The organism is Burkholderia cenocepacia (assembly GCF_900446215.1).
GTDB lineage: Bacteria > Pseudomonadota > Gammaproteobacteria > Burkholderiales > Burkholderiaceae > Burkholderia > Burkholderia cenocepacia.
The window spans coordinates 165,492-186,449 of record NZ_UAQZ01000001.1 but is presented as its reverse complement, the minus strand read 5'-3'; the positions used below and the strand labels follow the sequence as shown (position 1 = coordinate 186,449).

The window sequence follows — 20,958 nt, the reverse complement described above, 5'->3', positions numbered from 1 at the left end:
CGCCGTTCGTCCACGCAAGCGGCCCGGCATCGTGCGGCAACGCTTCAGAACAACAACGGAACCGCCATGACGCTAACCCGAGCCATCGGCAAATCGGCTGCATGGATCGTCGGTATCGTCGCGGTGCTGATCGCGGCGGCCGGCGTTTTTCTCTTCACGTTCGACTGGAACCGGGCGAAACCGTGGGTCAACGAACAGGTGAGTGCCGCACTCGGCCGCCCGTTCGCGATCAACGGCGACCTCAAGGTCGGCTGGCGTCGCCCCGATGGCGAGACCGGCTGGCGCGCATGGGTGCCCTGGCCGAGCTTCTCGGCCACCCAGCTCGAGATCGGCAATCCCGACTGGGCGAAGGCGCCCAAGTTCGTCACGCTCGATGCCGCGCACTTCGATCTCGCGATCCTGCCGCTGCTGGCACATGAAATCGTCATCCCGTCGATCGACGTCGTGAATCCTGCCGTCGATCTCGAGCGGCGCGCGGACGGCACCAATACGTGGACCTTCCAGTTCAAGCAATCGTCGCAGCCTTCGCGGTGGAAGGTGCGGCTCGACAGCTTCGGGTTCGCGAAGGGCACCGTCACGTATCGCGACGCGATCACGAAGGCCGACCTGACCATCGCGATCGATACGCTCGGCCAGCCGATCCCGCTCGGCGACGTGCTGAAGGAGCAGGAGCAGACGTCGCGTGCGGCGTCGGCGCAGCGCGTCGGCAAGCACGGCGCCGCGCAACTGGGTGCGAAGGCCGATGCGCAGGCCGCGTCGAGCGCGTCGGCTCCGAGCGCGGCTGCGTCGTCGGGGGCGTCGGCTGCTTCGGCTGCTGCCGGTTCGGCGGGTTCATCGGGTGCGTCGGCTGCGTCGGGTGCGTCCGCCGCGTCCGCGCGTTCCGCATCGACGGCGACTGCCGCGTCCGGCGCGAGCGGGGCCGCGGCGCCCGCGAAACCGTCCGGTCCGACCTATGCATTCGGGCTGAAGGTCGACGGCCGCTACAAGAACGTGCCGATCAACGGTACCGGCAAGGTCGGCGGCGTGCTCGCGATCCAGGATACGTCGCGGCCGTTCCCGCTGCAGGCCGACGTGAAGGCCGGCGATACGCGGCTCGCGATCGTCGGCACGCTGACCGACCCGATGCATCTCGCCGCGCTCGACTTGCGGCTGTGGCTGCAGGGCACGTCGATGTCGCACCTTTACCAGCTCACCGGCATCACGCTGCCCGATACGCCGCCGTACGCGACCGAAGGGCGCTTGATCGGCAACTTCAAGCCGCATGCGAGCACCTTCCGCTACGAGAACTTCAACGGTCGCGTCGGCGGCAGCGATCTCGGCGGCACGCTCACCTGGGCGCAGCGCGAACCGCGTCCGAAGCTGTCGGGCGAACTCGTGTCGAACCTGCTGCAGTTCTCCGATCTCGCACCGGTGATCGGCGCCGATACGGCCGCGAGCAAGGCCAAGCGCGGCGACACGACGCGTCAGCCGCCCGACCGCGTGCTGCCGGTGGCGACGTTCCGTACCGAACGCTGGAGCGCGATCGACGCGGACGTGAAGTTCACCGGCCGCAAGCTGATCAAGAGCCCGCAGTTGCCGATCACCAACCTGTACACGCACATCCTGCTGCAGGACGGCGTGCTGTCGCTCGAGCCGCTGCAGTTCGGCGTCGCGGGCGGCACGCTCGCGACCAACGCGCATCTCGACGGCAGCCGCACGCCGCTCAAGGGCCGCTTCACGCTGGCCGCGCGGCATCTGAAGCTCAAGCAGCTGTTCCCGACGCAGAAGGTGATGCAGACGGCGCTCGGCGAAATCAACGGCGACGCGTCGCTGTCGGCAACGGGCAATTCGCCGGCCGCGCTCGCGGCGACGTCGACCGGCGAAGTGAAGGCGCTCATCACCAACGGCCGCATCAGCCGCTTGCTGATGGAGGCCGCGGGGTTGAACGTTGCGAACGTGGTCTACGAGAAGCTGTTCGGCAACCGCGACGTCAACATCAACTGCGCGGCGATCGATTTCGCGGCGACCGACGGCATGCTCGACCCGAAGGTGTTCGCGCTCGATACCGACGATGCGCTCATCAACGTCGACGGCCCGATCAACCTGCGCGACGAATCGCTCGACCTGAAGATCCATCCGCACACGAAGGGCTTCCGGATCTTCTCGCTGCGCTCGCCGTTGTATGCGAAGGGCACGTTCAAGAACCCGAAGGTCGGCGTCGATGCGGGCGCGCTTGCCCTGCGCGCCGGCGCGATGGTCGGCCTCGGGCTGATCAACCCGTTCGCGGCGCTGATCCCGCTGATCGCGCCGAGCAACAACCGCGACGTGCCGTGCTCCGAACTGTTCGGGCAGATGAAGGCGAAGGCGGCGCAGCAAGCGGCCAAGAAGGCCGGCAAGTGACGCGCAGCCGCGGGAGCGGCATGCGCCACGGTGCGGCATCGGTATCATGGCCGCGGCCGGCCGCGCGGCGGCCGTGCTGCGCCCCAGGCACGCTCAGCGGCCGGCGCGTGCCCAGACGATCACCGGCTCGACCTCCCGGCCGTCGATCCGAACCGGTCTGGCCGTGCTGAGCTGCAGCCGGTTGCCGTCCAGGCTGACGACACGCTGCTGGACGTTACCGATCCAGTTCGGATACAGGCTGACGTCCATTTCATGGGTCAACATGCCGTCGTCGTCGACATTAAAGGGGCCTGAATACGCGATGTAGCCGCGCGCCGCGGCCGCGCGCTCCTCGACGCTGCCGCCCTGCAGGTCGCCGTCCGCGTAGGGCGGGCGGCCGGCCGCCATCAGCTGCGCGGACATGTAGCCGTCGGGCGTGTACAGGATCCAGCCGCGCGCGTCGCGGCCGAGCGGATAGGTGACGGTGCTGCCGTCGCGTGGGCGGATTTCGTAGGACACGAGGCGCCATGCGCCGACGAGTTGTTCGCGAAGCTGGCTGGCGAGCATGCGGGATTCCGGTGAGACGGCGGTGCAGCGCGTGCCGTCGTATTGACGGGCCGCCGGCGCCGGGCCTGAGGCCGGGAATACGCCGCCGGGACGGTGCGGTCGGCAGTTTCTCCGACACCTGCTAAAATACACGGTTTTCCGTCGATTTCTCTCTTAACGGGACCTGCCGTGCTTTCTACTGCCAACATCACGATGCAATTCGGGCCGAAGCCCTTGTTCGAGAATATCTCGGTCAAATTCGGCGAGGGCAACCGCTACGGTCTGATCGGCGCGAACGGCTGTGGCAAGTCGACCTTCATGAAGATCCTCGGCGGCGACCTCGAGCCGAGCGCCGGCAACGTCGCGCTGGAGCCGAACGTCCGCCTGGGCAAGCTGCGCCAGGACCAGTTCGCGTACGAAGACGTGCGCGTGCTCGACGTCGTGATGATGGGCCACACCGAGATGTGGGCCGCGATGACCGAGCGTGACGCGATCTACGCGAACCCGGAAGCCACCGACGACGACTACATGCACGCGGCCGAGCTCGAGGGCAAGTTCGCCGAATACGGCGGCTACGACGCCGAAGCGCGCGCGGGCGCGCTGCTGCTCGGCATCGGCATCGAGGAGAAGTTCCACAACGGCACGATGGCCGACGTCGCGCCGGGCTGGAAGCTGCGCGTGCTGCTCGCGCAGGCGCTGTTCTCGAAGCCGGACGTGCTGCTGCTCGACGAACCGACCAACAACCTCGACATCAACTCGATCCGTTGGCTCGAGCACACGCTCAACGAGTACAACTCGACGATGATCATCATCTCGCACGATCGTCACTTCCTGAACTCGGTGTGCACGCACATGGCCGACATGGATTTCGGCACGCTGAAGGTCTGGCCGGGCAACTACGACGACTACATGCTCGCGTCGGCCCAGGCGCGCGAGCGTCAGGCTGCGGCGAACGCGCGTGCGAAGGAGCGCGTGGCCGAACTGCAGGACTTCGTGCGCCGCTTCTCGGCGAACAAGTCGAAGGCGCGCCAGGCCACCAGCCGCGCGAAGCAGATCGACAAGATCAAGATCGAGGAATTCAAGCCGTCGTCGCGCCAGAACCCGTTCATCCGCTTCGAGTTCGAGAAGAAGCTGCACAACGTCGCGGTGGTCGCCGAAGAGATCACGAAGAAGTACGAGCGCACGATCTTCCAGAACTTCAACCTGTCGGTGCAGCCGGGCGAGCGCATCGCGATCATCGGCGAGAACGGCGCGGGCAAGACGACGCTGCTGCGCTCGCTGCTCGGCGCGCTGCCGCTCGATCACGGCACGGTGAAGTGGTCGGAGAACGCGAACGTCGGCTACATGCCGCAGGACACGTACGAGGAGTTCCCGAACGACATCACGCTGATGGACTGGATCGACCAGTACCGCAAGGACGGCGACGACGAAACGATGGTGCGCGGCACGCTGGGCCGCCTGCTGTTCTCGTCGGACGACATCAAGAAGTCGGTGAAGGTGCTGTCGGGCGGCGAGAAGGGCCGCATGATCTGGGGCAAGCTGATGCTCGGCCGCCACAACGTGCTGCTGATGGACGAGCCGACCAACCACATGGACATGGAATCGATCGAGTCGCTGCAGATCGCGCTCGAGCAGTTCGAAGGCACGCTGATTTTCGTGTCGCACGACCGTGAGTTCGTGAGCGGGCTGGCGAACCGGATCATCGAAGTGAAGACGGATGGCACGCTGTTCGACTTCGGCGGGAATTACGAGGAGTTCCTGACGAGTCAGGGGCAGGAGTAAGTGTCCTGAGGTTTTCTCCGGTCGTGGGAGCACGTTAGGCCTACCGCACGGAGCGAATCGCCGGAACCGCTACAAGCCCGCATCGACAGTAATGTCGATGCGGGTTTTTTCATATCCACTGCGGTAAAACGCGACCGCATCGTGCATCCGAGTTTCCTCCGCGTAATCGACTTCAGGTAAATTACCCACCCAACGCCCCATCATTCCCCATTTCACCCCGGAGCCGCCCTCGATGCAGGACCATCCTCGCCCGCTCGATCTGTCCGGCCTTGCGCCCAGCCTGTACGCGCAGGGCACCGAGGAGGGCATCCTGGCGCGCCTGATGGAGCGGATCGCGCCGACCAACCGTTTCTGTGTCGATATCGGCGCGAGCGACGGCCTGCGCAACAGCAACACGGCGCGGTTGCTGCGTGAACACGATTGGGCCGGCGTACTCGTGGAAGGCAGCGCATACCGGTTCGGCAAGCTCACCGCCCACTACGCGGGCGTGGAGCGCGTCCGCCTGCATCACGATCGCGTCCAGCCCGACACGGTCGACCGACTGCTCACCGACGCGAACGTACCGGCCGACTTCGACCTGCTGTCGATCGACATCGACGGCAACGATTACTGGGTGTGGCGCGGGCTGCAAGCGTTTGAGCCGCGCATCGTCGTGATCGAATACAACCCGTACTACACGCCGCCCGAGCGGTGGGTCATGTGCTTCAATCCGGACCACGAATGGGACGGCTCGACCTATTACGGCGCGAGCCTCGAATCGCTCGTGCATCTCGGCCGCGATAAAGGCTATGAACTCGTCTGTTGCGACGACATGGGCAACAACGCATTCTTCGTGCGACACGACCTGTACCCGCTGCTCGGCATCGCGAACAACGATCCGTCGGTGTTGTTCCGGCCGGCGATGTACAAGCTGCGCTACGTCGGACACAACACGTTCCTGACCGGTCATCCGTATCGGCACGGGCCGGCCGAGCACATCTGAATGGATTCGCTCGCCGTCACCTTCGACGAGATTCGCGGCGCGTACGACCTCGGTCGCGGCGGGCCGCCGACGCAAGTGAGCGAACGGGTGTGGCATCTGCCGACCAGCGGCGGCGCGGGCGTGGCAGTGAAACTCTATGCGCTCGAACACCATGCGCGCGCAGTCAAGGAAACCGCCGTGCTCGCGCATCTGGAAACGCATGACGACCTCCGTTTTCATGTGCAGACGCTCGAGCGCACGACGTCCGGCGCATCGCTGTGGTCAGGGCAACATGCGCACGCGATGCTGACGCGCTGGGAAGCCGGGCAATTCAAGACCTACGATACGTTCTCGCCAGCCGAATGGGATGCGCTCGGCGCGAGTCTGGCCGCGTTGCACGTGAGCCTCGAACGACTGCATCTGCCGTCGCTCGATACGATCCGTGCGCGACTGACGTCGATCGACGCGGATGCGGTACGCCGGAACCTGCTGGATGCACTCGATCGAGCCGATGCGAACGCCGCCGACGCGACGAACCTGCGCCGCTACGTCGATCTCGCGCTGCGCATGCTCGACCGCTACTATCCGGGCAGCATCGAAGCGTTTCCGGCCGACGATTCTCAGCACCCGATCCACAACGACTACAACCAGTTCAACTATCTGTTCACGGGCACGCTGCCGCCGCTGATCGTCGACTGGGAAGCGTCGATCGGCGCGCCGCGCGAATACGAGCTGGTGCGCTGCCTGAATCATTTGCCGCTGGAAGCGCCGCACCTCGCGCAAGCATTCGTGCGTGCTTACCAGCGGGTGCGGCCGGTGAACCCGGCGCACATCGCGTGGGCGGTCGATGCCGCGTGCGTGCAGCACGCGCTCAAGCTGTGGATCGTGCAAGGCTGGCTCGACGATCCGTCGCGTTTCGCGTCGCACCTGAACGGCGCGGTGACGATGGCGTCCGCGATGGTGGACGCGCGTGGCCATCTGATCGATTTCTTTTCCCGTTGCGTGGAAGCAGGAAGCTGATGTGAGTGCGAATCCGAACCAGATCCCGAATCCGCCGCGCTCCGGCGAGCGGCAACACGTGTTTCCGCCGCCGCTGGATCGCGATTACCGCGTCGAGGACGGGCGCGTGCAGACGCGCTCGCTGGAAGCGCATATCGTCGATCACTGCAACCTGACCTGCGCGGAATGCTGCTCGCTGTCGCCGCTGTTGCCCGAGTGGTACGCGAGCCCCGCATCGATCGAAGCCGATCTGCGCAAGGCCGCGAAGGTGTTGCGCCCGCGCATGTTCAAGCTGGTCGGCGGCGAGCCGTTGCTGCATCCGGCGCTCGTCGAAATGATCGAGCGCGTACGCGCGACCGGCATCGCGCCCGTGATCTCGGTCACGACCAACGGCCTGAAACTCGGCGAGATGCCCGACGCGTTCTGGCAAGCGGTGGATGCGCTGACGATCTCGCGCTATCCGAAGCCCGCGCTTTCCGCCGACCTGGTCGCGCATGTCGAGCGCCAGGCCGCGCGCTTCGACGTGCGCCTGAACTGGAAGGTGCAGGACGTGTTCACGACGATGAACCGCGCCCAGCCGGGCACGGATCGCGACGAAGCCCAGCGCCTGTATCACGATTGCTGGATTCGCGAGCGCTGCCATATGATTCGCGACGGCATGTTCTACACGTGCACGCGCCCCGCGCATTTCCATACGCTGTACCAGGGCGAGAAGGATTTTCAGGCCGATGGCCTGCCGCTGCGCGACGATGCGGGCATGCTCGACGCGATGCTCGCCTATCTGCAACGCGAGACGCCGCTCGAAGCGTGCCTGCATTGTCAGGGCGGCAGCGCGCCGGTGGCGCCGCATCGCATCCTCAAACGCATTGAAGTGGACACCTTGAAGGCTCGTTATCCATGATCGTCGGCACGCGCGACCCGTTCGGTTTCGATCGTCTGCACTACCATCCGCGCAGCGGCGTGTCGGCGTCGGGTATCCGCGCCGTATTGCGGGCGTCGGGGCAACAACCGGCCGGCGCGCCGGACGCGGCCGCCATCGCGGGCTACCTGAGCGGCGAGCGCCTCGTCGGCCGCACCGTGCTGCGCGACGTGCTCGCGGTGCCGCCCGGCCATGCACTGATCCGGTCGCCGCAGGGGCTGACGGTGCAGCCGGCGCCCGAGCGGCCGCAGCCCGCCGATCTGGGCACCGCGCTGCGCGCGTCGCTGCAGCGCGCGCTCGACAGCGGCAAGCGGGTCGCGCTGGCGCTGAGCGGCGGGCTCGATTCGGCGCTGCTGCTCGCGTTGCTGCGCGAGCTCGGCGCATTGCGGCACGTGACGGCCTACATCCTCGTGACCGACATGCCCGATTACTGCGAACGCGACGCGGCGCTCGAACTCGCCACGCAGATGCAGGCGAACGTGAAGATCGTGCGCGCGACCGAGGCCGATTTCATCGCGGCGCTGCCGAGAACGACCCATGCGGTCGAGGAGCCGATGTTCAACCTGCATCCGGTCGCGAAGCTGCTGCTGGCCGAGGCGATGGCAGCGGACGGCGTCGAGGTCGCGATAACCGGCGACGGTGCGGATCAGGTATTGCGCCGCGACCGGTCGGCCAACTATCTGCCGCTGTGTCACGCATTGTTCGACGCCGCGTCGGTGGATCTGCATCCGCCGTTCGTCGATGCCGCCGTCGTCGCGCATCTGACGAGCATCGCGCCCGATCCGAACAAGCAGTGCCTGCGCGATCTCGGGGCGCGCCTGAACCTGCCGGACCGTCTCGTGCACGGTCCCAAGCGCGGGCGGCTCGCGCCGGCGATGGATCTCGCGACGCTGCTCGATCGCGACCGCACGCATGCGCTGGCCGACACGCTCGGCGTGGCCGCGCCCGCTTTGCAGACGGATACCGAACGCGTGCTGTGGACGACGCTGACCCTGATCCTCGATCATCTCGATCGCCTTCATCCCGATGCCGTGCATCGCCCCACCTGAGCCGTTCATGAAACGCATCCTGTTCTGCGTGGTGCCCGAGAAGGGCCACGTCAATCCGTGCATCGGCCCGGCCCAGCATCTGCGCGCCGCCGGTTGCGACGTCGCGTTCTATGCGCCGGCCGACATCAGCGACCAGCTCGACGGCGCCGGCGGTTTCGCGTTCGTCGGGCCGCGCGAGACGCCCGAGCGCCACGACCTGTCGCGCGGCGCAAGCTTCGCCGCGAACATTCGCGACGCCGACTGGCTGCGGCACTGGATCCGCACGCTGCTGATCGACCTCGCGCCCGCGCAGGTGGACGGCATCCGCGCGGTGCTGCGCGAATGGCAGCCCGACGTGGTCGTGATCGATCCGCTGCTCTATGCGGCGGCGATTGCCGCGGAACTGGAAGGGCTGCCGTGGGTGTCGATGTCGAATTCGCTGAATCCGGTGCTGCCGGACGATCTCGATTCGGAGCTGCTGCGCACGGTGCGATGGCTCGCACCGGAACGCACGCGCCTGTTCGCGCGCTACGGCCTCGACGCACGCTTTCGCGGCTGCGACGTGCTGTCGCCGCACCTGACGCTCGCGTTCACGACCGACGCGCTGGTCGGTGCGCCGCCCGCGGGTGTCGAACTGGTCGGCCCTGCGATGCCGTCGGGCCCGCGCGGCGACGAGACGGCGTTCCCGTGGGCGCGCCTCGACGCGGATCGGCCGCTCGTCTACATGTCGCTCGGCAGCCAGCTTTACTACCATCCGGACCTGTTCGCGAAGGTGATCGACGCGACGCGCGCGACGTCCGCGCAACTGGTGCTGTCGGTGGGTGAACTGGTCGATTCGGATCTGCTGCCGGCCGGTGACGCACGCGTGATCGCGGTACGTTACGCGCCGCAACTGGCGCTGCTGCGGCGCACGCACGCGTTCGTCAGCCACGGCGGCGCGAATTCGGTGATGGAGTCGCTCGCGTGCGGCGTGCCGATGCTGCTGTCGCCGTTCTGCAACGACCAGTTCCATTCGGCGCACTTCGTCGAGCGGGCCGGTGCGGGCTGCGTGCTCGATCTGCAGCAGGCGGGTGTCGCGGACATTACCGATGCGCTCGAACGCCTGTTACGCGCCGGACCGTTGCGCGAACACGCGGCGCGGATCCGCGACAGCTATGCGGCGCGCGACGGCTCCGCGCAAGCGGCCCGCTTGATCAGCGCACTCGCTTCAGGAACCCGCCTGGCGACAGCGTCATGAGCACGCGGTCCTCGATGTCGTGGTCGACTTCGAAGCGATCGTCGCGGGCGAGGAATTCGCGTGTGGCCGTGGCCGGGTTGTTGCCGCGGCCGTACGGCTTGCCGTCGAACATCGACTCGGGCAGATACTCCATGATGGTGTCCATCACGATCGCGTAGCAGCCGCGCGTCACGAATGGCGCATAGCATTCGAGTTCGCGCAGCACGTGCGCGTGCGTATGCGTGAGATCGAGGATCGCCATCACGCGCGCGCCGTCGTCGATTTGCGTACGTACCGATGCAAGCGTGTCGGGCGCGCACGATTCGCCTTCGATCAGCACCATGCGATCGGCGAGGCGGTGCGATTGCAGGCGCTGGCGGACCTCGTCGCGCAGGCGCGGCTCGATTGCGACGACGCGGCCGTGATTGCCCGCGAGTTCCAGCATCGACGCGGTGAACACCACGCCGCCGCCCGCCGCGATGCCGGTCTGAACGATGCAGTCGGGGCGCTCGCGCCAGATCAGTTCCTGCAGCGCGAGCATGTCGCCGGGCAGATGGAAGAAGCGCTCGCCGAGCCAGTGGGTCTGGAACAGGTGGCCGAATTCGGCGGCGCGCGTCAGCCATTCGATGTTGATGTCCCGCATGCGGGCCGAAGGACGCTCTGACATGGTCAATGCAACGAGTAGGAGTGACGTGAAAACGCTGGAACCGTGGCTTCACCGGTACTGGAACATCGGGCCGGCGCGCCTGCAGGCGCTGGCGTCGGGCCATACTAACAAAACGTATCTCGTCGAGGGCGATGCGGGGCGCGCGGTGCTGCGCGTGTCGTGGGCCGGCAAGCCGCTCGGGCAGATGCAGCGCGAGGCGTCGATCCTCGGCCGTCTCGGCGCGGCACGCACGACGGCGCCGCGGCTGCCCGCGCTGCCGCGGCTGCAGCCGACCGTCGACGCGCGAACCGGCGTGCGGCTGCCCGACGGACGCTGGCTGCATCTGTTCGAGCATATCGACGGCCGTCCCGGCCTGCCGGACGACCCGCACGCGGGGGCGACCGATGCGATGCGCACGCTCGCGCATCTGCATACGGCACTGGCCGCGATACCCGCGAGCGAAGCGGCGCCGCTGGCGTGGCTGTCCGCGCGGCATGCGCGCGTCGCGGCGCGCGCGATGCTGTCGCTGCCGGGCGATTTGAACGATGCCTACGACACGGTGATCCGCCGGATCGGCGCGCATCTCGACGCGGCGGCGGCGTGGCTGACGGGGCCGGCGCATTGGCTGCACGGCGACTATCACGCGGGCAACCTGCTGTACGTCGGCAACGCGGTGAACGGCGTGCTGGATTTTGACGACGTGGGCCAGGGCGCGCCATGGCTCGAGGCGGCCTTTGCGTCGTTCGCGCTGTCGCGCGATGCGGACCGGGACGATGGCTTCGTGTTCGACCGCGGGCGATGGGGGGCCAGTCTCGACGCTTATGCGGCGACGCGCCCGGATGCGGCGCCGGCTTGGCTGCGCGACCACTACGACGCGCTGACGACGCTGTTCTGCGCGGACCAGACGCTGATCCATCTCGAAGCCGCGCAGCGCGGGTTGTGGATGCCCGGGCCCGGCATCGGATTTCTCGGCGGCTGGCGGCAGTTGCTGGATGGGGCGGTGCCCGCGGGCTAACGGGGCGTGGCGGCAGCGCGCTGCCGGTTCAGGAACAGCCGCACCGCTTCGACCGTGTGGGGCCGCGCGTCGCCGTGCCGCGATCCGTCGTGCAGGCAGAACAGCACGTCGCGATGCTGCGCCGCGCAGGCATCGGCATGCGCGCACATCGCGTCGAACAGCGCGTGCGGCGACGGCGCCGGCCGTTGCCAGTCGTCCAGTATCGCGGTCCAGCCCGTGTGTTCGCGTTGCGCGCGCGCGAGCACGGCCGCGCGACCGTCCTGCGGCATCAACCCGTATGGAAGGCGCAGCGGGATCGTGTCCGGCGCGGCAAGGCCGGCGCGACGGTACACGTCGCGAATCAGCGCGTCGGTCGTGTCGATCTCGTCGATCAGCGCGGCGTCGGCGAGCGCGCCCGGTTTCGCGTGCGAATACGTATGGTTACCGAGCCGGTGGCCGTCGCGCGCGATTCTCGTTGCGACGTCGAGCGCGCCCGCGAGATGCTTGCCGAGCACGAAGAAGGTCGCCGTGCACGATGCGTCGTGCAGCACGTCGAGCAGCGCAGGCGTCGAGGGGCCGGGGCCGTCGTCGAAACTGAGGTGAATGGTCGTCATGGCTGGCCCGGGCCGCTTATTGAACCGGCTCGATGGCCAGCGGACACCGGCCGACCGGACGCAGCCGCGAGCCGGTCCATTCGTAGAAGAACCGGGCCGCTTTCGCGTAGCCGTCGTCGCACGCATCGTTGAAGCAGCCGGCGACGATCAGCAGCGTGCTGCCGGCACGGAAGTCGACACGTTCGTCGTCATTGCCCATCACGCCCGAGATGGATTTCACGCCGGGCATCGTGTACGTCGCGCCCGTGTCCTTGTCGACGATCGCGAAATTTCGGCAATCCGTTCCGCAACCCCAGATCGCGACGCGGTAGTGACCGGCAAAATTGGCCGGTTGCGCGAATTCGTCGCGAATGACAGTGCGGTACAGGCGCGCTTCCTTGCTGGTGAGCCGAGGCGTGGCAGCCGGCTTGCGCGGCGCACGGGCGGCGGCCGGTGCCGGATAACGGTCGAACGAAGGCGACGTGCAGGCCGAAGCCGTCGTGGCTACGGGCGCCGCAGCGGCGACATCGGTGGCACCGGCGCCGGCCATGAGTGCGGCCGATGCGCCGGCGATCAGCAAAAATCGATGGGCAAGCGCCACGCGAGGGTCATTCATGTTCGAGGTGGATGTCGGATCGCAGCGGTCAGGCGGCCGACGACGATTCTATGACGCTTCGCGCGGGCCTGCGACACGGAAACGCCCGTCAAGCATTGTCAAATCGCCGCGATATCACGATGCCTGACGTTTCACGCGGCGTCGAAGGCTGTCATGCCACGGTCGATTGAGTATCCTTGGATGCGATTCGCGGTACTCACGCAATCACAACCGGGAGGCTTTACATGAATGCACGTCTTTACCGCGCGACCGTTGCCGGCGCGCTGATCGGATTGCTCGCGCCGTTTTCGGTCGCCCACGCGCAACTGGGCGACGTCCTGAAACAGGTCGGCGGGGGCGGTGATTCCGGCGGCAGCGCGGGCGGGGCGCTCGGCAACCTCGGCGGCCTCGGCGGCGCGCTGACGGGCGGCGGCGGTGCGTCGCTGATGCCGGGCAGCACGGGCAACGTCGCGGGCCTGCTGCAGTTCTGCATCCAGAACAACTATCTCGGCGGCGCGACCGGCGGCGGCGCGGCGTCGGTGAAGGACGCGCTGATCGGCAAGCTCGGCGGCAACGCGTCCGCGTCGTCCGACAGTGGCTATACGAGCGGTGCGAGCGGGATTCTCGACGCAGGCAACGGCAGCAAGCTCGACCTGAGCGGCGGCGGCCTGAAGCAGCAGGTGACCAAGCAGATCTGCGACAAGGTGCTCACGCAGGCCAAGTCGCTGCTGTAAACGCATCGGCACGCGTTGCGCGTGCCGGCGCCGGGGCGGCGCACATGCGCCGTGCCCCGGCAGTCATTCAGGCCGTGACGTTCGTCACGGCGAACAGCGCGTATCCCGTCAGGCGATGCCGCGGCCCGGGCGCGGTCCGCGCGGCTCAATCCGCCAGCCGCTTGTCCGCGAGCGCCTTGCAGCAGTCTTCGTACACCCATTGCACGAGTTTGGCCCGATAGTCGAGATCGTCGGTATCGACGATTTCCTCGACCGCGTCGCGCGCCCACGACGCGTCGACGAACCCCGCATGCCGCTTCGCGATATCCTGCGCGAGCGCCGCGAGCCTGGCGACCGACAGCCAGTCGGCTTGGCGGTGATGGCGGTCGAGCCAGCGGTGCGCGGCCTGCACCTGGAACGCGGCGTCCGGCCATGATTCGTTGAGGTAAAACGCGCCGAGGTTGCCGCAGGTGAGCCAGCAAAGCAGCTCCAGGCGGTCTTGCGAGCCGAGGGTATGGGATGCGTCGGACATGGCAGCGCTCACGAAGTGCGTCGATTCCGGGCGGCGCCGGCCGCAACGGGCCGATGCCGATATTAAAAACATAGCACGATGCGGGCCCGGCCGCGCATCCGGGCGGATGCTGACGTGGCGGCGACCCGACGGATGCCGCGCCGGCCGTGTGCGGCGGGCGGCGGAGCACCGGCGCGACGGGGCGACGGGGCGACGGGGCGCCGGTCCTTTCGAATCGCTGTCATTCGTCACACCCGTCACCGAAACGCTCGCTAGAATGGCGGCTTCCCTGGAGGCGGAACACGATGAAAATCTACGACCAGTTCTACATCGACGGCGCATGGCGCAAACCGGCCGGCACCGGCACGATCGACGTGATCGACTCGGGCACCGAAGCCGTGATCGGCCGGATTCCCGAGGGCGTCGCGTCCGACGCACAGGACGCGATCCGCGCGGCGCGCGCGGCCTTCGACGCGTGGGCGGCCACGCCGGCCGCGACGCGCGCGGGTTATCTGCGCAAGATCGTCGAGCATCTGCAGGCGCGCAGCGAGGAACTCGCGCAGTCGATCACCGGCGAAGTCGGCATGCCGATCAAGCTGTCGCGCGCGATCCAGGTCGGCGGCCCGATCTACAACTGGAAGGCGTACGCGAAGCTCGCCGAATCGTTCGAATTCGAGGCCCGGGTCGGCAATTCGCTGGTGGTGCGCGAGCCGGTCGGCGTCGTCGCGGCGATCACGCCGTGGAACTACCCGCTCAACCAGATCACGCTGAAGGTCGCGCCGGCGCTCGCGGCCGGCTGCACGGTGGTGCTGAAGCCGTCCGAAGTCGCGCCGCTCAACGCGTTCATGCTCGCCGAAGCGATCCACGAGGCCGGGCTGCCGGCCGGCGTGTTCAACCTCGTGTGCGGGTATGGCCCGGTCGTCGGCGAGGTGTTGGCGACCGACCCGGACGTCGACATGGTGTCGTTCACCGGCTCGACGCGCGCGGGCAAGCGCGTGGCCGAACTGGCGGCCGCGGGCGTCAAGCGCGTCGCGCTGGAGCTCGGCGGCAAGTCGGCATCGGTGATCCTCGACGACGCCGATTTCGCGACGGCGGTGAAGGGCACCGTCAACGCGTGCTACCTGAACGCCGGCCAGACCTGCTCCGCGCATACGCGGATGCTGGTGCCGGAAGCTCGCTACGACGAAGCGCGCGAGATCGCGAAGGCCGTGGCCGAAACGTACGTCGCGGGCGACCCGCGGCAGGAGGCGACGCGCCTCGGCGCGCTGGCGTCGGCCGTGCAGCAGCAGCGCGTGCAGGCCTACATCCAGCGCGGGATCGACGAAGGCGCGGAACTCGTGACGGGCGGCACCGGGTTGCCGGAAGGGCTCGCGAAGGGCTTCTTCGTGAAGCCGACCGTGTTCGGCCGCGTCGATCCGAAATCGACGATCGCGCAGGAAGAGATCTTCGGGCCGGTGCTGTCGATCATCACGTATCGCGATGAAGACGAAGCCGTGCGGATCGCGAACGATTCGCCGTACGGGCTCGGCGGCGCGGTGTGGGCCGGCAGCGACGAACGCGCGATGCGCGTTGCGCGCCGCATCCGCACCGGGCAGGTCGACATCAACGGCGGCACGTGGAACGGCGCCGCGCCGTTCGGCGGCTTCAAGCAGTCCGGGCACGGCCGCGAGAACGGCGTGTACGGGCTCGAAGAGTATCTCGAATACAAGTCGATGCAGTTGAAGCCGGCCAAGCCGGCCTGAGCGCCGCGCGCGGCCCGAACCGGAGACGGCACGTTCGCGTGCCGTTTTTTTATTGACGGCCGTCAAGGTGCGCGGCGGTGGATCGTCGATCATCGCGGTTCCGATGTTCCGACGAGGTTTCAGATGACCGTACGCACTTCCTTTCCGCCGCTGACGATTCGCGGCCGCACCTTGCTGCCCGTCGTGCAGGGCGGCATGGGCGTCGGCATCTCCGCGCACCGGCTGGCGGGCAGCGTCGCGCGCGAAGGCGCGGTCGGCACGATCGCGAGCATCGACCTGCGCCACCATCACGCGGATTTGCTCGAGCGTTGCCGCGCGCAACCCGATCGCGCGACGCTCGAAGCGGCGAACCTCGACGCGCTCGCGCGCGAGATCCGTCTCGCGAAAACGTACAGCGAAGGGCGCGGGATGATCGCGGTCAACGTGATGAAGGCGGTGAGCGCGCATGCGGACTACGTGCGGGTCGCGTGCGACGAGGGCGCCGACGCGATCGTGATGGGCGCGGGTCTGCCGCTCGACTTGCCCGACCTCACGCACGGGCACGACATCGCGCTGATCCCGATCCTGTCGGACAGCCGCGGGATCGCGCTGGTGCTGAAGAAGTGGATGAAGAAGGGGCGCCTGCCCGACGCGATCGTGATCGAGCATCCGGCGCACGCGGGCGGCCACCTCGGCGTCACGCAGATCGACGACATGCACGACGCCCGTTTCGATTTCGCGCGCGTGCTCGACGAGACCGCGCAGGTGATGGCGTCGCTCGGCATCGCCCGCGACACGATCCCGCTGATCGTGGCCGGCGGGATCAACAGTCACGATACGGTGCGCGCGGCGTTCGCGGCTGGCGCGGACGGCGTGCAGGTCGGGACGCCGTTCGCGGTGACCGAGGAAGGCGATGCGCATCCGCATTTCAAGCGCGTGCTCGCCGATGCGACGCCTGACGACATCGTCGAATTCGTCAGCGTGACGGGGCTGCCGGCACGCGCGGTGAAGACGCCGTGGCTCGATCGTTACCTGCGCAACGAGACACGCATTCGCACCAAGCTCGGCGCGCTGAAGCAGCGCTGCCCGACCGCGCTCGAATGCCTGAGCGTATGCGGCCTGCGTGACGGCATCGAGAAATTCGGCCACTTCTGCATCGATACGCGGCTCGCGGCCGCGTTGCGCGGCGATGTCGCGAACGGTCTGTTCTTCCGCGGCCGGGAGGCGTTGCCGTTCGGCCGCGCGATCCGCAGCGTGCGCGATCTGCTCGACCTGCTGCTGACGGGCAGTGCGACCGAGCCTGCGGCAAACCGTCCCACGTTTACGCTGGCTTGACCAATATCAAGATGACGAAAAGACCCTACAGGGAGAATGGAAACCATTCTTTGGGGGTCCGTACCATGCATAAAACGATTCGAACTTGTGTCACCGCTGCCGCCGTCGCGGCCACCATCGCGATGCCGTCGCTGTCGCACGCGGCGTCGCCGGGCGACGGCATCCATCAGGGTGACGTACTGGTTCGGCTTCGCGCGATCAGCATCCAGCCGAACGAGCGCGCGAGCGACACGCTCGGCGCGATCAACACGGGCGTGAACAACGCGATCGTGCCCGAGCTCGACTTCACGTACATGATCCGCGACTACCTCGGCGTCGAGCTGATCCTCGGCACGTCGCGGCATCAGTTGACGTCGAGTCTCGGCAATCTCGGCGGCGTGGGCGTGCTGCCGCCGACACTGCTGCTGCAGTATCACTTCAACCATGCGGGCAAGGTGCGCCCGTACGTCGGCGCCGGGTTGAACTACACGTATTTCTACAACAACGGGCTCAACGTCGGCGGTGAGGGCGTGTCGATCAACAAGAGCAGCTTCGGCCCCGCGCTGCAGTTCGGCGTGGACGTGCAGTTGACGAAGAAGGTGTTCATGAACGTCGACGTGAAGAAGATCTGGATGAGCACCGATGCGACGCTGGGCGACAAGGGCATCGGCACGCTGCACATCGATCCGCTGATCGTCGGCGTGGGCGTCGGGATGAAGTTCTAGACGCGACGGAACAAGAACAGAGTTGGGGTTGGCGGCATGGCGGTCGGCATGCCGCTTTTTTTATGTGCGGGCGTCGCGGGCGGTATCGGGTTCCGGCTCGCAGCGCGCGTCGGCCCGCTCGTAGTAGCGCGTCGTGACGGGCGGCCGGTCCGGCAGTGCGATCGTCAGCCGACAGTGCTGGCCGTCCGGCAGCACGACGCGCAGCGGCATGCTCAACTGCGCGCCCGCGAGCAGCAGCTTGCCCGCGCTCGCGGATACGGTCACGAACCGGTCGTCGTCGTCGATGACGGTCGACAGCACCGGCAACGCCGCGCCGTTCGCTTGCGTCACGGTCAGCAACACGCGCCGCGTCGTCTCGACGGCGAATTCGACACGGCTCACCGAGCCGCGACCTGCTTCGACGGTCTGCATGCCGTTCTTCAGATCGATATTGCGCGGCAGGTCTTTCGTCCTGATCCGGATGAAGGTTTGCGCGTATGCGGGCAGCGACGCGATGACGGCCCGGCCGCGCCGATCGGTCCAGACCGGGCCGGACGGCGTCGCGAGTTCGATGCCCGGCTGTTCGCCGACGCGCGCGAGCGCGAACGTGTCGCGAATCGCATACGGCGACAGCATGCCGGCGCCATCGATCCACGCGAGCGCGCCGCGCAGGTTGACGCTGAGCATCGAGCGGCCGGCGCCGAACACGCCCACGTTGACGGTGGCGCGCGCATGGTTCGGCGTCGCGCTGACGCTCGCGCGGATCGACGGCGACCGGCTCGCGGTGTCGTAGTCGGCCGCGACGCTGTAGTGGCCGGTACGGCCGAACGTGTCGGCGTAGCGTGCGCCGGAACGCACCGCATGGCCGTCGAGGTTCGCATAGGTGCCGACGTTGCGACGGCCGATCGGCACGCTCATGTTCACGTAGACCTGGGTGCCGCCCGCGCCGCGGCTGCCGAGCGTGCGGTTCACGTTCAGCGCGACCGATGCGCGTCCGAACGGACGCGTCCACGTGCCGGACACGCGCTGCAGCGCGGGGCCGTCGAACAGCCCGACGCGCGTGTAGTCGAACGACAGCGCGCCGAGTGCGCGATCGTGCCAGCCGAGTGTGGTCGCGAACTGGGTATGCGAGGGTGGCGTGAAGGCGTCCAGCGACCGGACGGCGTCGGTCAGCTCCCGGTATCCGGGCGTGCGTCGCACGAACGACAGACTGGCGCGCAGCGCCGTGTCGAGCGTGTTCGCCAATGCGATGCGGGCCTGGGTGCCGCGTCGGGCGGCGGTGCGGCTGACGTCGATGCCGACGGCCGCACCGAGCCCGGCAAGCGGCGCGAATTCGACGCGCGCGGCGCCCGACTGCAACGGCGACGACGCGAGGATGCCGGCGCTCAGCCGCGCACGCTGCCGGATCTGCCAGCCGCGCGTGGCGGTCGCGAGCCACGGCGCTTGCGCGTATCCGTCGTTCTGCAGGCGGCCGACGGCGATCGCCAGCCCTTGCGCCGCCGCGAGCCCGGCGCCGGGCAGCGACGCGCCCGGCACGACGAAGTGCTGAACGCCGCCGGTTGCCTCGACCACCGTCACGTCGAGATCCGCGGCGCCGCTGACGAGCGGCAGGTCGCCCAGCGAAAACGGTCCGGGCGGCACCTGCGACGCGTGGATCAGCACGCCGAGCTGGCGCACCTCCACGCGTGCCTGCGTCCGGGCGATCCCGGTCACCCGGGCAGCGGCGCCGGGCGCGGCGGCCAGCGCTTCGTCGGGAAACGCCTGCACGCCGAACATCCGGCCCACCGTGAACAGCGTCGATTGCGGAACGATCTGCCCGGCCTGCAGCGTCGTGCCGCGCGCGGCGAAGGTGCGCTGCGCGTAAGCCGCCTGATGCTCGACGCCCACGCGGCCGTCCACCGATGTGACGATCTGGCTGCTGCGCACGATCCAGTCCGATGCGTTGAATCCGGCCTCGGTCGAGGCCTGCCAGTACTGCGACGTGCCGGCCTGATTGCGTGTCGTCATCGCAAGCACGTCGTAGTTGACCAGGCCGGCGAGACCGCCGCGTGCGAACGTATCCGGCGTGCGCGGGCGCGTATCGAGGGCGTCGGCCGGTACGACGAAATCGATCGCGCCGTCGGCCGGGCGCAACGTGACGATCGCCTGCGGATACGCGCGCCGGTAATCGTGGCAGGCGGTCGCGTCGCGGAACGTGTCGGGCGCGATGAGGCCGGCCGCACGCAACAGCTCGGGCGTGACGCACAGGTTGCCGTCGGTGTCGAAACGCGCATCGGCACGGCCGGCGCGCCGGCCGTTGACCGTCAGCCGGACGGCCGAGAGACCCGGCATGAAGCGCGGTGCGTGCGCGAAATAGCGGCTGGTCGTGGCGTCGATACCGTGCTCGCGCAACGCGCCTGCGTCGAATTCGAGCGCGTCGGTCGACGGGTGTGCGGGGCCGGCCGGCGCGGCGCACGGCGCGCTGCCCGCGCCGACGTACAGCCCGAGCGCGAGCAGTGCGTTTCGGCGATGAGCGGTGCGCGACATGGACGGTCCGAAAACGATGCCGTGCGGTCTACCGGTGCGAGGCCGCATCGGCCGCACGGGGCGCGAGCGCCGCGTCGTAGTGATCGACCGAGTAGCCATAGACGGTGGCCGGGAAGATTCGTACCTGTTCGAGCGTTGCGGGACGCTCGGCGAGCGCGATCCGGCGGGTTTGCCCGGCCAGCACGTACGGCGCCGGCAGCGACACGATCTGCCGGGTCGGAAGCAGCTGCACTTTCTGTTCGAGGCGTACCACGTAGCGACTGTCGTTGCGCACGACCAGTTCGCCGCCTTCGACCGACCACTTCAACAACGTCCACGGTGCGTCGTTGCGCGCGAGATCGCGCGGCTGGATCAGCACGGGCAGGTTCTGGCGGATGATCGTCCGGATCTCGTTGCGGCCCGGACGCTGCGGCGGAATGCCCGAGAACGACGCGCGGGCGAGGCGCTGCGTGGCGAGCGGTGCGTCGCTGGCGAGGACGAACCGGACGAGCTGCACCGCACCGCCTTCGACTCGCGCGATCGGCGGGGTCACGACCACGAGCACGGCGTCGTCTTCGGGAATCGGTTCGATCGTCGTATGCAGCAGCGTCGGGTGATCGTCGGTGTTCTTGACCGAGATCGTGCCTTCGCCGTCGGCTTCGTCGACGATCACGACCGACGTTTCGGGCACGACGCCCATCGCGTGAACGGCGGCCGGGCCGAGCAGGCAACCGGCGAGCAGGGCGAGCGGGAAAAACCGCGGGAAATGGAGGGCTGGGAGGGTCATGGAACCGGCTGGCAGTTGGCGCAAGCGTGTGTCGCGCCGCCGCTTCGCGAAGCGGCGGCGCGGTCG

The 20,958-nt window shown here is 68.0% G+C and carries 19 protein-coding genes; 12 read left to right on the top strand and 7 right to left on the bottom strand.

Translation table 11 applies throughout. The features are described from left to right. Positions 1 to 66: 66 nt before the first annotated feature. Entirely contained in the window at positions 67 to 2,379 is a 2,313-nt protein-coding gene (locus DTA15_RS00805) for an AsmA family protein (RefSeq protein ID WP_006485251.1), read from the top strand. 93 nt (positions 2,380 to 2,472) lie between these two features. On the opposite strand, the gene DTA15_RS00800 is transcribed toward DTA15_RS00805, so the two are convergent. Further along, on the bottom strand, positions 2,473 to 2,925 hold the full coding sequence (locus DTA15_RS00800; RefSeq protein WP_006485264.1) for a lipocalin-like domain-containing protein: 453 nt from the start codon (positions 2,923 to 2,925) through the stop codon (positions 2,473 to 2,475). Between the two features lie 168 nt (positions 2,926 to 3,093). Between DTA15_RS00800 and DTA15_RS00795 the strand changes: the two genes are divergently transcribed. The 6 genes from DTA15_RS00795 to DTA15_RS00770 all read left to right on the top strand — a co-directional run bounded on the left by DTA15_RS00795 (position 3,094) and on the right by DTA15_RS00770 (position 9,830). Beyond that, positions 3,094 to 4,686, top strand: coding sequence for an ABC-F family ATPase (locus DTA15_RS00795; RefSeq protein ID WP_006485248.1), 1,593 nt, complete (start codon positions 3,094 to 3,096; stop codon positions 4,684 to 4,686). A gap of 232 nt (positions 4,687 to 4,918) precedes the next feature. Continuing rightward, on the top strand, positions 4,919 to 5,668 hold the full coding sequence (locus tag DTA15_RS00790) for an FkbM family methyltransferase (protein ID WP_006485254.1): 750 nt from the start codon (positions 4,919 to 4,921) through the stop codon (positions 5,666 to 5,668). Further along, positions 5,669 to 6,667, top strand: a complete 999-nt coding sequence (locus tag DTA15_RS00785) for a phosphotransferase enzyme family protein (protein ID WP_006485259.1) — start codon at positions 5,669 to 5,671, stop codon at positions 6,665 to 6,667. Position 6,668: 1 nt separating this feature from the next. Then, a complete protein-coding gene (locus tag DTA15_RS00780) occupies positions 6,669 to 7,547 on the top strand; it encodes a GTP 3',8-cyclase MoaA family protein (RefSeq protein ID WP_006485247.1) in 879 nt (292 codons plus the stop codon). Continuing rightward, entirely contained in the window at positions 7,544 to 8,614 is a 1,071-nt protein-coding gene (locus DTA15_RS00775; protein WP_006491799.1) for an asparagine synthase-related protein, read from the top strand. Before DTA15_RS00780 ends, DTA15_RS00775 begins: the two co-directional genes overlap by 4 nt. A gap of 7 nt (positions 8,615 to 8,621) precedes the next feature. Beyond that, a complete protein-coding gene (locus DTA15_RS00770) occupies positions 8,622 to 9,830 on the top strand; it encodes a glycosyltransferase (RefSeq protein ID WP_006484271.1) in 1,209 nt (402 codons plus the stop codon). Here DTA15_RS00770 and DTA15_RS00765 read toward each other — a convergent pair. Then, positions 9,787 to 10,476, bottom strand: coding sequence for a cephalosporin hydroxylase family protein (locus DTA15_RS00765; RefSeq protein ID WP_012492647.1), 690 nt, complete (start codon positions 10,474 to 10,476; stop codon positions 9,787 to 9,789). The genes DTA15_RS00770 and DTA15_RS00765 overlap by 44 nt on opposite strands. Positions 10,477 to 10,501: 25 nt before the next feature. Between DTA15_RS00765 and DTA15_RS00760 the strand changes: the two genes are divergently transcribed. Beyond that, positions 10,502 to 11,470: a phosphotransferase gene (locus DTA15_RS00760; RefSeq protein ID WP_021033352.1), complete on the top strand. Its 969-nt coding sequence runs from the start codon at positions 10,502 to 10,504 to the stop codon at positions 11,468 to 11,470. On the opposite strand, the gene DTA15_RS00755 is transcribed toward DTA15_RS00760, so the two are convergent. Both DTA15_RS00755 and DTA15_RS00750 read right to left on the bottom strand, forming a co-directional pair. Beyond that, on the bottom strand, positions 11,467 to 12,063 hold the full coding sequence (locus DTA15_RS00755; protein ID WP_006485231.1) for a polysaccharide deacetylase family protein: 597 nt from the start codon (positions 12,061 to 12,063) through the stop codon (positions 11,467 to 11,469). The genes DTA15_RS00760 and DTA15_RS00755 overlap by 4 nt on opposite strands. A gap of 16 nt (positions 12,064 to 12,079) precedes the next feature. Continuing rightward, entirely contained in the window at positions 12,080 to 12,643 is a 564-nt protein-coding gene (locus DTA15_RS00750) for a hypothetical protein (RefSeq protein WP_006485230.1), read from the bottom strand. A gap of 239 nt (positions 12,644 to 12,882) precedes the next feature. Here DTA15_RS00750 and DTA15_RS00745 point away from each other — a divergent pair, with 239 nt between their 5' ends. Then, the gene (locus DTA15_RS00745; RefSeq protein ID WP_006493163.1) at positions 12,883 to 13,371 is read left to right on the top strand and encodes a YjjA family protein; all 489 of its coding nucleotides are present in this window, start codon (positions 12,883 to 12,885) and stop codon (positions 13,369 to 13,371) included. Between the two features lie 145 nt (positions 13,372 to 13,516). On the opposite strand, the gene DTA15_RS00740 is transcribed toward DTA15_RS00745, so the two are convergent. Then, positions 13,517 to 13,882, bottom strand: a complete 366-nt coding sequence (locus tag DTA15_RS00740) for a hypothetical protein (RefSeq protein ID WP_006488152.1) — start codon at positions 13,880 to 13,882, stop codon at positions 13,517 to 13,519. A 284-nt stretch (positions 13,883 to 14,166) separates the two neighbouring features. Between DTA15_RS00740 and DTA15_RS00735 the strand changes: the two genes are divergently transcribed. The 3 genes from DTA15_RS00735 (at position 14,167) to DTA15_RS00725 (ending at position 17,621) form a co-directional block, all read left to right on the top strand. Further along, positions 14,167 to 15,603 (top strand): aldehyde dehydrogenase family protein, encoded by a 1,437-nt coding sequence (locus DTA15_RS00735; protein WP_006488133.1) that lies wholly within the window; start codon positions 14,167 to 14,169, stop codon positions 15,601 to 15,603. 123 nt (positions 15,604 to 15,726) lie between these two features. After that, complete coding sequence (locus DTA15_RS00730; protein ID WP_006488150.1) at positions 15,727 to 16,917, top strand: NAD(P)H-dependent flavin oxidoreductase; 1,191 nt, start codon at positions 15,727 to 15,729, stop codon at positions 16,915 to 16,917. 65 nt (positions 16,918 to 16,982) lie between these two features. After that, a complete protein-coding gene (locus tag DTA15_RS00725; RefSeq protein ID WP_006488120.1) occupies positions 16,983 to 17,621 on the top strand; it encodes an OmpW/AlkL family protein in 639 nt (212 codons plus the stop codon). Positions 17,622 to 17,681: 60 nt separating this feature from the next. Here the strand turns inward: DTA15_RS00725 and DTA15_RS00720 are convergent, their stop codons facing one another. Beyond that, entirely contained in the window at positions 17,682 to 20,126 is a 2,445-nt protein-coding gene (locus DTA15_RS00720; protein ID WP_006488118.1) for a fimbria/pilus outer membrane usher protein, read from the bottom strand. A 28-nt stretch (positions 20,127 to 20,154) separates the two neighbouring features. Continuing rightward, positions 20,155 to 20,892: a fimbria/pilus chaperone family protein gene (locus DTA15_RS00715; protein WP_006488154.1), complete on the bottom strand. Its 738-nt coding sequence runs from the start codon at positions 20,890 to 20,892 to the stop codon at positions 20,155 to 20,157. Positions 20,893 to 20,958: the final 66 nt, after the last annotated feature.